10 protein-coding genes and 1 pseudogene are annotated in these 12,427 nt (G+C 33.4%); all 11 read right to left on the bottom strand.

The window, feature by feature from the left end; genetic code table 11:
• Nucleotides 1–583: 583 nt before the first annotated feature.
• Nucleotides 584–1,693, bottom strand: a complete 1,110-nt coding sequence (locus AB4583_RS19335) for a glycosyltransferase (protein WP_372118881.1) — start codon at nucleotides 1,691–1,693, stop codon at nucleotides 584–586.
• Nucleotides 1,690–2,562 (bottom strand): glycosyltransferase family 2 protein, encoded by an 873-nt coding sequence (locus AB4583_RS19330; RefSeq protein ID WP_372118878.1) that lies wholly within the window; start codon nucleotides 2,560–2,562, stop codon nucleotides 1,690–1,692. The genes AB4583_RS19335 and AB4583_RS19330 overlap by 4 nt, the downstream gene beginning before the upstream one ends.
• A 1-nt stretch (nucleotide 2,563) precedes the next feature.
• Nucleotides 2,564–3,634: an EpsG family protein gene (locus AB4583_RS19325; RefSeq protein ID WP_372118875.1), complete on the bottom strand. Its 1,071-nt coding sequence runs from the start codon at nucleotides 3,632–3,634 to the stop codon at nucleotides 2,564–2,566.
• A 332-nt stretch (nucleotides 3,635–3,966) separates the two neighbouring features.
• Entirely contained in the window at nucleotides 3,967–5,109 is a 1,143-nt protein-coding gene (locus tag AB4583_RS19320; RefSeq protein WP_372118872.1) for a glycosyltransferase, read from the bottom strand.
• A gap of 33 nt (nucleotides 5,110–5,142) precedes the next feature.
• The gene (locus AB4583_RS19315; protein ID WP_372118869.1) at nucleotides 5,143–5,988 is read right to left on the bottom strand and encodes an ATP-grasp fold amidoligase family protein; all 846 of its coding nucleotides are present in this window, start codon (nucleotides 5,986–5,988) and stop codon (nucleotides 5,143–5,145) included.
• Between the two features lie 111 nt (nucleotides 5,989–6,099).
• On the bottom strand, nucleotides 6,100–7,050 hold the full coding sequence (locus AB4583_RS19310) for a glycosyltransferase family 2 protein (RefSeq protein ID WP_372118866.1): 951 nt from the start codon (nucleotides 7,048–7,050) through the stop codon (nucleotides 6,100–6,102).
• On the bottom strand, nucleotides 7,040–8,176 hold the full coding sequence (locus tag AB4583_RS19305) for a polysaccharide pyruvyl transferase family protein (protein WP_372118863.1): 1,137 nt from the start codon (nucleotides 8,174–8,176) through the stop codon (nucleotides 7,040–7,042). The genes AB4583_RS19310 and AB4583_RS19305 overlap by 11 nt, the downstream gene beginning before the upstream one ends.
• Entirely contained in the window at nucleotides 8,176–9,339 is a 1,164-nt protein-coding gene (locus tag AB4583_RS19300; RefSeq protein WP_372118860.1) for a glycoside hydrolase family 88 protein, read from the bottom strand. Before AB4583_RS19300 ends, AB4583_RS19305 begins: the two co-directional genes overlap by 1 nt.
• Nucleotides 9,336–10,508, bottom strand: a complete 1,173-nt coding sequence (locus tag AB4583_RS19295) for a hypothetical protein (protein ID WP_372118857.1) — start codon at nucleotides 10,506–10,508, stop codon at nucleotides 9,336–9,338. The genes AB4583_RS19300 and AB4583_RS19295 overlap by 4 nt, the downstream gene beginning before the upstream one ends.
• Nucleotides 10,509–10,517: 9 nt before the next feature.
• Nucleotides 10,518–11,942, bottom strand: coding sequence for an oligosaccharide flippase family protein (locus AB4583_RS19290; RefSeq protein WP_372118854.1), 1,425 nt, complete (start codon nucleotides 11,940–11,942; stop codon nucleotides 10,518–10,520).
• Between the two features lie 341 nt (nucleotides 11,943–12,283).
• Nucleotides 12,284–12,427 (bottom strand): annotated as a pseudogene (locus tag AB4583_RS19285) (ISAs1 family transposase); the annotation flags it as partial.

Below are 12,427 nucleotides of genomic sequence, written 5' to 3'. Positions count from 1 at the left end.
ATTTGAAAATTTGATGGTCATTAATTAACCCTCATCCCTTATAATACGGGGATGTACGTGCTATTTCCCTGAACAGATAAGTTTCTTGATCAACCAAAATGGACTTACAACGCCCTTGGAACAAATGACCGACTCGGTTATGTTTACGATTGATCTTCTGAGTAAACACACCTTTTAATTGCCGCATCCCTTTACTAAGGTTGCCATCAGGGGTTTCGAGCAACAGATGATATTAGACAATAGGCATGTATAACCCAATTGTATCGTTCGCAAACTTCATCAAGAACGGTTAAATAGAGAGTGAAGTCGTCATCTTGAAAGAAAATCCAGTTCCGCTCGTTCCCTCGTGCGGTCACATGATACAGCGCTCCAGCAAACTCTAGTCGCAAAGGTCTACTCAAATTCATCACCCAAAATAGCCGATATTATTTTTAAATATCGAACTAACTCAGATAAACAAACAGAGCCTTAAAACAATCTGCGATCCACCTCAAACCAAAACACACTCATGCCAATCACCAATGCAAAATGCAAGACCTGACCCCATGAGTTTATGACTCAAATGCACACCCGCAATATTCTATCATTTCTTAGAAGTTAAGAAGCGATTAAACTCTCGAACGACCAGGTCCCTTTTAAATAACAAGGAACTTTTATAGGCATTTTTTTTGTATTCCACTAATTTATGTTCATCCAAAGCTACCTCATTAATGATAGAAACGAGTGAAGCCACACAGCCGACAGTAAAAAACCTACCATTATACCCGTCATCTAATATTGCATCAGGCCCAGGAATATCAGAGGCCAACAAACAACACTTAGACGCAGCTCCTTCCAGTAAAGCATAGCCAAAACCTTCATGAAAACTGGGTAAAATAACGATATCAGATAGATCATAATAAGATTTAATCTTATCAACTAAACCAAGAGCAATCACATTATCTGGAATGTACCCAATGTAATTTATAACATCATCGTTTGTACAACCAGCTAGAAAAAGAATTTTATTATCAAGTGTTGATTCAACAAAAGCTTGAAGCACCATTAAAAAACCTTTGCGCTTAAAAGGTCTGCCGACATAAATGAATACAATATCACTAGTCGATATAGAAAACCTCTTTCTAAGAACATTAATATCCTTAGTAACCGGATCTCTATACCAGTCATCGATCAAACCACAAATACTACCTTTTCCGAAAACTTTAGCATTCTTTGATGATACATTATCAAGATAAGGTTTCATTCCTTTAGAAACAGTTAATACATCTGTAGCAAAAAAACAATTCATTCGTTCAAGAAAAGCAAATGCCCTGCGAGTCAAGCCCTTATAACCGACATAGGGAACGCCATGATTATAGTAAACTCTTGTATTAACCCCGCACAAAAAACCAGCAAATAATGGAATAAGTGCACCAGTAGTAAAGTGGCAAACTAGAATGTCTGGGTTTTGCTTCTTGAAAAAATTAATTAACTTGTATAACTTTAAAGGATACGTTAATGGGTTGCTATTTATTGAAAACTTAAACAACTTGTAGGAAACTGATAATTGTTCTAGAAATATTTCATCACCACCAAAGGTGTCAATTAAAATCGTTGATTGAAACGTGTCAGAGTTTGAATCACAAAGAGGTTCAATAAACCTTTTAGCAGTAAATGTGTTAACGATCGTGTGAAAAACCTTGGTCTTAGTCACTTATATATCCTTAAGAAATCTTTAATAGAGTCAAATTCCACGCTAGATATTTTTTTAGAATTGCCATTGCGATATTTTAAGACCAGATCGAACATCTTGAAAAGCTTTAAAATTCTAATTTTAATCTTTTTAATTTCGAGATTGATTTTCTTGTGCCATAAATTGTTGTATATTTCACCATAGGAATTAAGTATGTATTTGGAAACGTCGCACGCAGAAATTAGATTATTATAAGAAATACCCAAATCCTCTCTGTAAACATACAAAATATCAGGAATAACCTTAATCCTCAGGTCTTTATTGAAGTATGCTCTATTCCACAACTCGTAGTCTTGAGCTCTTGGTAAAGCCTCATTATATACATTTCTTACAAACCAATCTCGACGACCAACTACTGACCCGTGAACTATTCCATGTGTACAATTATATAGATCCTCAGCCCGTATAGGTGCATTATTTCTATATCTAAACCCCTGAACCTCTAGCTTTGAATTTACAGAACAAAGGCCACAACTAACTAAATCCACATTGGAATCTAACAAAGTATCTAATTGCACCGATAATCGATTGGGAAGAACAAGGTCGTCAGCATCCATTCTAGCTATTATATCGTAGCGAGCAAGTCTTACAATTTCATTTAACCTAGTGGCTAGACCTTTATTCAAACCATCGGAAATAACCTTGATTCGCTGATCTTTAAAAGATAGAGCAATCTCCAAGGATTTATCTGTTGAACCGTCATTAATTAATATTAGTTCGAAATTTTTATGCGTTTGAGAAAGGATACAATTTATACTATCCTTTAGATGTTCAGACGCGTTATAAAAAGGTATACCTACACTAATAAAAACATCATTTGAGTTTGACAATTTAAAATAACTCCCTGAAATAGAATGGTGATAAGTTTGCTAGATTAGATGTAAACAAAATAAAAAAGACACAGCAAAGAAAAACGAATGTAATTGCTACTACGTTTCTTTCGACTCGATTTGGTATAGAGTTAACCAACATCGGAACCATAAATATGGAACTCTGAAGTAAGTATTGATTTAATCTAAGTGGACCTGACGGATCAAGAGATAGTAATATAGAGGTAAGCGAAATCAAAATCCCAATTAAATACAAGGTAAGCAACTTGCCATAATAATTGCAATGTGTGTATGCTTGTTTTTTATAGGCATAAAAAATAATGAATAACAAGACAAAGAATGAGGTTGTTCCTTTTCCACCTCCTGAATTCATATTGTTATAATGTTCATACCTACTGTCTATACTTGAAGCGAACTCAATCAAATGGGATGACAAAATGGCTAGAACAAATGAGAATATTACAACTATAACATTTCTATACCTTCCTTTATAGTGGAGTAGATAAATCACTGGTAACATAATGAAAGCCGTTTTGTGAAACATAGCCGCAATAAAGACTAAAAATATTGAATGGAACATTCTTTCTTTCAAAATGTATGGGAAAGCAAAGAATACAATTGCCATAGCAATAGATTGTCGCAATGCATTAAAATGAAAAGTATAAAATAGGCAAATGAAAACCATTAGCGACAACGCGATGTTTTCGCTATATTTTTTAATTTGAATCAAATAACAGAACACAATAAAAAAGGAAGTTATAAGCATTACTGTATAAAAGCTGCCACCAAAAGACTTTATGAGGTTGGTCATAAAGAAATATATAAACTCTACACCCTTTGTAATAAGTATTTGTAAATAAGTTGTATCCAAATAAAATAAGTGAGCGTAATTTCTAGTATCGGTACCAACACTTAACTCTCTCATAGATGAAAATGCTAAAAGAATAATCGTGATGATAATATAAATGGAATTAAATCTCGCTTCTCGATAATTGCGAAAGGAGCCAATTAATAAACATAAAAACAAACAAAGAAAAACAAACAACGTATAGGTTACATCGATTATAGCCATTATACTCCTATGAAGTAATTTTATATTAATATTAACATAACTCACATTAACATCGTCGGTAACAAAGCCAACAGATAAAACGAACAGAAATTAAGTAGAGTTCACAATACTCTTACTTAGGTTCTGTTGGTCCTTTAAGTCGGTTATACGCTGACGTTTAGTGCGATCATTAATATGGTTTCGCTCTTTAATAGGTCCAAGCACGTCTGTCTGAACATTGAAACGTTCTCTACACTTTCTTCTTCTAAATTCAGCAAGCGCGTTCTATTTAACAACGACTCTCTCGTATTTAAATCATTCGACTCAATGTAGTAGAACACAATAATCTATCGCTATATTTCTCGATAGATTTGGATCAAATTATCATAAGAGCGTTCAATAGAAAATTGACTCGAAGAAATGATATCTTGCCCAATTTTGAAACAAGCCTTGTTATTTATTGCCTGGTCAATGCATTCAATCCAATCATCAATTTCCGCATCAAGTGAAACAGGTTTAATCAAAGTTGAGAATGGCGCTATAAGGTCACTAGTAATTACATCTGAACAAACCACTGTCAAGCCAGAATTAATAGCCTCAACACCGACAAGAGGCATACCTTCATACAGAGACGGTAATATAAGCATATCAAACACACCCGACATCAATGATGGTATATCGCTACAATAACCAGGCATGATTACATTTGCGTCAATACCTAAATCAATACATCTTTGCTTTATCTCATCATATAATGGTCCATCCCCAGCAAGGAAAAGATAATAACTTGGGTCTTTGATTATTGCTTTTGTTATGATCTGTACTAATAACTGATGATTTTTTACGGGGCTAAAAGTACCAACATGACCAATAACCTTACTATTATCTGGAATTCCAAAACTCTTTTTAGTGATAGCTTTTATGTCGACAATATTTGGCACACCACAATATAATACTTTAGCCGAAGAATTTTCGCTCCAACGTTCGCCTAGAAAGAAAAACCCCGATTCCTTGCTGCATGACAAAAGCTTAGTTGAATATTTTTGTAACCTGTATCGGTCTAAAGTTTTGAAACGTATACCTCTTATTTTCATCATGAGATTCACATCAAATTTATTTACGCCTGTAGTATGGCAGTGTGCTATTCTGGTAGCGACTCCTGCATTTTTTGCAATTTTCATCACATCGCCCATGAACTCAGAACCATGAACATGTATCACGTCATAATCTTTCTTTTGTAATAGTTTCGAAAGTGATTGATGGTAGCTAGTAGCCGTAGAGCCAAAAAGATGAAATACTTTATCTATGAAACACTGATCATCTGCATGATATATGTTGCAACCATAACCCTTAATTTCATTCTCGTAATGACCGCCCCTTTGCATGACAAAAAAATCGAATAAAAAATCACCGGACTTAATTTTCATCAGGTTTTTTAACCACGTTTCTATTCCGCCAATATTAAGGCCTTCGACACACATTAGTATTTTCATCATACATTACTACCAATACTTGATCAACTTTTATTATTACGAATTTAAACTCAATTTAAGATAGTCACCTACCAAATGTTCATGTTGAGTCTCACTAAATTCCTTAGACCCACCCTCGGGATAAAACGTAATTTCGCCAAAGTATATCTTTCCTCGAATCTCATATAAATCCACTCGAGCAAAATTAAATTCTTGAGACAATTTCGTTGCAATTTCCAACATTTCATCAAGATTCTCTGGTCTTTTCACTCCGTGCAGCGAGTTATCGTAAACAAATTTATAATCTAGCTTAACCCACTCCAAATCATAAAAATCCCGCCTGTGATTTTCAAATCTTGATATGTCAACTTGAATAAACTTAGGTTTACCATTAAAACAAAAGATTTTGTAATCGTTTGGTAACTTCCCATTTTCATCTAATATTACTCTCTCCGCAACTATTTTTGGTTTAATATCTTTATAAGCCCATTCACATGCAAAGTAATAAGCATTCAACTTCATGTAATGCTCTAATTCTTTTTTTGCTTTAGTTAAGCTCAACGGTTTTTTTTCTAAATCGAAACAATTCCCACCGGAGGTATGATTTACTTTGAGTACATATGGTGTATCAAGTTTTGAAAAATCTATCTCTGAAAATTTATTATACACGCCTAATTGAGGTATCAAATATCTATCACCAACTCTCGATTCAACGTAACTTCTAACTAAGTGCTTATCAGCACAAATAGTCATTAAACTATTTTTATCATACAACTTTGTCCAAGCTAACTTTTCTGAAAAACCTATCGGTCGATTTAGATCTAATTCGCGCCCATGCTTACTTCGATACATTTTTTTAATAAAGGCCTGCTCACCTATCGCAGATATATATTTTTTTAACATGAAAAAATATACTCTCTGATAAGGTCGCTTAAATAGCGGATAGATTATCCGTCTGAAAATTGAGTTTTTTCTAATCAACTCCAACATAAATACCTCTCATATAACATTTATTCAACGGAAAAGGTTGTTACTCTTCAATTTACAATATAGTAGTTTGGTTAGGCGAACAACTTTAACCAATCGGAAGCATCTATTTTTATGTAGTAACAAAACAAGCTTCTTCGAAAATTCAATATCCCTAATTAATTTGTAATTAATTTTAAAACTCGATTCAAATGGATATTCTCTACAATTAAGAATGAGGAAGTAAAGACTTCGATAATAGTTACGAACAATACGTTTACTATTATTTTTGCACCCATACTTATCTAAAATAAAATCATTCACAAAAAAGTACGATTCTATTGATCTGCTACTAAGCATCGGAGCACACGTATCATCAACGCGATAGTTGTATACTAAATCATCACAGTAAGAGACTACCAATTCTCGTTGCAATACTTCTAACATAAAAAGCTTATCCTCCATATAAGAAATATCTTTGTTGAATGATATCCCTTCGATCGCGCTGCGCTTAATAAGTTTATTCCACAATGCGGCATGAGTTTTTCCCTCTATGATCGCCAAAACTAACTCGTCGTTCGAAGAATAATGCTTACATTTAACTGGTAAATCGAGAAGTGGACTAAATGTTCTATATCCACCAATTACTAAATCACAAGAGTTATATTCAAAAGCCATAGAAATCAATGATTCAATTGCATTTTCTGCCACTATATCATCAGCATCGAAGAAGATAACGTACTCTCCCTTTGCCTTAGATAAACCAACATTTCTTGCCTTAGATACTCCATAATTAACTTGTTCAATTAGATGAATTCTTTTATCAGCCGTTTTAAAATCCTTGCATATTTCTAAAGACAGATCAGTAGAACCATCGTTAATTAATATAACCTCAATATTTGTATAAGTCTGATTCAATATGCTTGTGACTGCTTCATTAAGGTGAGAAGCTGCGTTGTAAACTGGCACGATAACACTAACTAATTTTTTATCGTTCAACTTTCAGGCCTTCAAGTAATAAATCTAAGGAGTTCAAACAAAGCTCATCTCTCTTAGCATTAACAGACGTCCAATTTATTGAACGCGTCAATACATGACTAAGAGAATCAGTCTTGCTCACCACTAAGCGGTCTTCAAGTCCAAATTGTTTAAGAAGCGATTCAAATCTGCTCATTCCTCTTTCATGATTACCAATCGCTACAAATGGTTTGTTAAATATTATTGAAAACACACAACCATGAAATGAATCTGTTATTATATAATCTGAATCTCTAAAAGCGGCAACCCAACTTTCTATTGGTGGAAACTTATAAGTAATATCAGAAGTATTAAATTTTTCGTCAAATGTCTTAGGCATTATTTCAAATGATTTTTTACCTAATCCTTTTTCAGCATTGCAAATTTGATTGGAAATATCTTCTGTACGATCTAAAACATAACAAAAAATATCACCCTTATTTTGACAAGGAACATCATGTACTAAATCTGTATACATATCTTTTTTATGTAGTAGTGTAGGATCAACAACTACATCAGCATTTATATTAAACATCTTCTTGAGTAGTGACTTACCTGAGATTTCTCTTACTGTAACTAAATCCAACCGATCAATGAGTTTCTTACACTCAGTTATCATCCTTTCACTATATAAGACTTTGTCTGTACCAAATGATGGTGCATATGCTATTCTAATGACGTCGTCAGGTACAAAATCTAAAAAGTAAGTATATATGTTGGGTGTATAGCTTGGACGCCATACTTGATCACTTCCAACTACCACAGTTTCAATCAAGTTATCAGTGAGATATTTAGATAATTCAGCACTGGTATGAAACTCTGGTGATATTAAACTAAAATTATTCTTTATAAACTCTAAAGTATTTTGAGATATTATTTCTCTCTGAACCCTATTTGGATATACTTTACAACCAGATCCGGTAATTAGCTTTCTTATTTTTCTCTTGATTATTCTAATATATTCGACATGACGACGAACCGGCTTATGATGATAATTAAGTAGTATAACCTCATGCCCATACTCCTCTAGTTTCTTACACATAGCCAAGCACTGCAAAATACCACCATAATTATTCCATAATGGCAGTGTAAGTATTGCAATTTTCATTAATACTCCTCCAGTAGAGTAAGAAACAACCCCTGTGAAACTTCAGATTTATCCAGGGCTCGAGAGTATTTATTAATATAAATAGTATCCCCAGAGTTACTAACAATATAACCGTCCGAGTTAATGCATCGTTTTAAGCTATATTTTGCCAAATCAAAAACCCTTTCTCCGGATATTTTCTGTGCGTAAAGAAACATTATGGTTGATGATGCATCGATTTTATTTGAATTGTCGTGACCTAAAAACTGGCCCCATCCACCATGATTTTTTTGTAACGTGGCTAGCTTATCTAGTAGTTCGTTATTTTTTTTAACTAGTGCAGGCCTTAATGTTTCACTCTCATATTTGACTCCATAAGAAAGCCCAATCATAAACCATGCTATACCTCTAGACCAATTACATGAACCTAGTGGTATTTTGTTCTCAATATCATACGCATGATATGGTAAAATATGACCGTTTCCCATAAGGAAATTAATCCAATAGTCTAATTGAAGACTCGCACTGTCTTTTGCTTCTCGAACATTAAACACTGTACTGTACAGATATAAAAATGGGCATACCATACCTATAGTATCAACAAAATAAACCTTTGAATTCTTCCGATAGAAATAAACTCCATTGGTATCTAGAAAACTTTGAATTTCTTTATATACTTGATGACTTGAAATCGCATATTTGTCTTTATTAAGAATTAAATATAATCGTAAAAAAACCACACCAAACAAACATTGGTCTATATTATTAAACTCAAAACTTAAACTTCCACTATCATCAATTAATTTATCTACACTAAGTATAACCTCGTTTAATATACTTTCGTCCTTGTGAGCCTCATAATAGTCAAGTAACCCTATCATCAACCATGCTCTTGGAAAGTTAATATAACTATAGTTATTCGTCTTTTTTAGTAAAAAGTATTTTAGTCTTGACATCATCGCGTATGTAGATTCATCATCATCAAATGACATCGATACGTTATCAGAACGTAGCATTACCATTGCCTTTTTTAAAACAAGCAACTTATCTTTATTTATATCAAAGTTATGGTCTATTTCTGCATTCTTTCTATTTTTTTTCACGATATAAATTGGGACTACAAACCCCAAGCTCGCAAGAAAAAGTAATATTGTTATAATGGACAGTATTGCAGTAAGATTCACTTTAGCACCTTCCCAATAATAGCCTCTAGTACTCGATTTATAAATGAAATATGGAAACCTTGTGGCATCTTGATTCCAGCCTTCCTAATTTCTTTAATTATTTCTTTTGAGAATACATTTCTTGACCTAAAATAATGATAATAGATGTTAGCATAATACTTACTTTTATTTGAATAGTAGCTTTCAAGATCAAATATATTTTTATAGTCCTCTAGATGGCCTAGTAACTCAAGCATAATCATTGTACGTATACATTTGTAACACTTAGAACAATTCTTGATACCAAGTTCATTTTCATTTACTGAATCATATTCGTCGGTTATTAAGCAGACATTGAGATAAGTTTTGCTAGGGTTATAGTCCACAAGTTCTTTCGTTTTTTGTAGTCGTGAACTCCCCATTCCAAAAACTTGAAAATTCATAGAGTTAGTTTTTAATGCAAGTGAACTAATCAGATCATAATTTGCCGAGTCTGACAAATTCACTTGAAAATCTTCGTATTTATGACCCGATGAATAAAAGTAGTCTTTAATACGTGTTTGAAAAATAGCTGCACATGCAAAATGTCTGAATGTGTGTGTTTTTAAGAATGATAAACTCAACAATTCCCCTAAGTTAGAGTCAACCCAGAGTAATGGCAAGCCAAGTTCCGTCGATACTTCTGTTACTTGCAACAACATTTTATCAAAATAGCGATTCGTAACTTCACCACCAGCACCAAATGAACCAGCATTAAATAGTGTAAGTGCTGTTATCGGCTTCAATGTACCAACATTTGCAGATAAAGTATGAAATGAATCTACACCCATAGACATAGCGGTGACCGTTTCTTTCGCATTTTCATATCTAAATCTATTTGAGGTAACAAATATGGAAATAGCCCTGTCCTGTGGGTTAAATGGTTTCAATAATTCACTCAGTGTCGTATTAATACCAAATAAGAGTTCATGCGATACTGAAAAATCTAGCTTTAGATCAAGATCGTTTTCTAAAGCTATCAACCAAAGAATCATCAAAAATGGGTCACCATTATTTTCATCGACCCATTCACTAAACTCTTCATCAATTTCAAACCATAATTCCTTCCTTTCTTTAAAAAGGAAGAATTCACAAGACAATCTAATTCTATTTTTAATTTTTTCTTTATTAATGCTTTTTGCATAAATCATGATTTACCTCTAGCTTTTTATTTTCATTATAGCAAAATAAATTGCCGACGATAAAATAACAAGAGACACCGCATACATAACAACCTCACTATAATTTGATACTATTGCTATTACTAAAAGGCTACCTAAAATAAAAGTTGCATATTTTTTACTAAACTGACTCAAGTTAAAACCATGGAGTCTTCTCACTTCCAAAAACATATAAATTGTATATATAACATATGCGAATAAATATGCCTTGCCAGTAACTACTATTCCCATACTATTTGAATATATATATATGAAGCCAATATACAGAATATTCCAGATTAAAACTGCGGAAAAAAACCGGATAGAGTTTCTGTTTGCTAGAAGTAAAAATCCTAACGGATATGAAATTACCTTAAACACATCACCAATTGACTGCCACTGAAGAATTTTGTCCGTAAGTATAAACTCTTTTGTGTACAAAACATTAACTATATATGGTGCACCAACAAAAAGAATTATCAAAAATGGAGCTATAATACATAAAGCGACATCTATCTGCTCATTAACTAAAAAATTACTTTTGTCCTTCTCATTTGCACACTCAGTTATTTTTGGGAAAAAGTCCGTTGACATAGCACTAATTACAAAACCTACATAAGTCATAGATATTGACCACGCAGCTTGGTAAAGACCTAGCTTTGTAGCACTAAATTCAGTTGTAAGTAAGTATCTAACAAAAAATTGAGAACTATTTGTTAGTGCCGATGAAAGCATTAAAACAAATCCAGATGCAACTAATAATTTTACGTATTTTTTACTTTTGCTAATTTTTACTCTGCTAAAATTTACTATGTCTTCCTTTATTATCAATAAAGTTATTATCAAGTTTGCCATAGGTAGAAGTACTATTATATATGGTATTATGCTTGCGTTTGGCACAAGAAAAACAATTACAATAGTCACCACACCAGAAGAAAGAGTTCCTAATACTTTTACTTTCGCTATATCTTTTACTCTTCTATCTGATTGTAGATACATATAAGAAAGATTAGAAAACAATGTCATCACTATTGCACTAGCTAGCAATACTATAAGATATCTATTCTCAAAGTGTCCTGAAAAACTTATCTCTATTTCATTTGAGAATATAAATATAACCGAGGAAACGATAAGCGATAGAGTTATAGTAACAATCAACGCTGCAAACTTTATTTCATATTGTTCTTGTTTCTCCTCTTTTTTGTTTTCACCTAGTAGTTGGATACCACTCATTTGTAGTCCTAGTCCAAATACAATTGCACTTACAGTCACAAGTAAAGTCAACATACCTAGCAGACCAACACCTTCGGGCCCTAAAGTAATTGCAATTATTTTTAGTTTGACTATGTTGATTATCATGACCAATACTGAACTAGTAGCTAGCATCGACATTATTTTTATTATATTCTTCTTACTATGAGACATTTATTTCCAATATTATGAATGATCTTTATTATCTATTTAGTGATATCTTATGGAAAGCGTATTAATATCACCATTACGTAAGCACAAAAAAATAATGAATATCCAGTCAATTAAGGCGTGCTAGGACAGGATGAGATTACGAAGCCCCTTGCCCTGCAAGGACTTGCGAAAGATAAGCGTTTTTTCGATTCGCTTTCTTTTGCTTCCTCTTTATTCCACCCTTGATCGATTTTTCTGGCGCCAGTAAATTGAGCGCCATATGTCGGACGACCGCAAAGTTCTCGCCAGCTTGCTCTCTATGTATTCGACAGGCATCCACGGAAATCGCATGAACAAGCCCGTCATTCAAGGCTCCCCAGAACCTTGCTTAAGTAGTCTTCATCCATCGCGCACATCATCCTTTTGCGGCTAATTCCACCTTTAAAGCTCTTTTCACTCTTTAAGAGATTCAAACAAGCCTGCCCGATCCTCGAAAAAGCCTCTGC

The organism is Vibrio sp. 10N.222.49.C12, assembly GCF_041475025.1.
GTDB classification, from domain to species: Bacteria; Pseudomonadota; Gammaproteobacteria; order Enterobacterales; family Vibrionaceae; genus Vibrio; species Vibrio crassostreae_C.
Note: the sequence above shows the minus strand (reverse complement) of the source record. Positions and strands in the feature narration are given on the sequence as shown.

Bases quoted from the DNA above. Each gene is read 5' to 3' on its own strand.
- AB4583_RS19315 (WP_372118869.1), bottom strand. From the start codon at position 5,988: ATGTTAAAAAAATATATATCTGCGATAGGTGAGCAGGCCTTTATTAAA.
- AB4583_RS19305 (WP_372118863.1), bottom strand. From the start codon at position 8,176: ATGAAAATTGCAATACTTACACTGCCATTATGGAATAATTATGGTGGT.
- AB4583_RS19320 (WP_372118872.1), bottom strand. From the start codon at position 5,109: ATGATGAAAATACTAATGTGTGTCGAAGGCCTTAATATTGGCGGAATA.
- AB4583_RS19325 (WP_372118875.1), bottom strand. From the start codon at position 3,634: ATGGCTATAATCGATGTAACCTATACGTTGTTTGTTTTTCTTTGTTTG.
- AB4583_RS19295 (WP_372118857.1), bottom strand. From the start codon at position 10,508: ATGATTTATGCAAAAAGCATTAATAAAGAAAAAATTAAAAATAGAATT.
- AB4583_RS19290 (WP_372118854.1), bottom strand. From the start codon at position 11,942: ATGTCTCATAGTAAGAAGAATATAATAAAAATAATGTCGATGCTAGCT.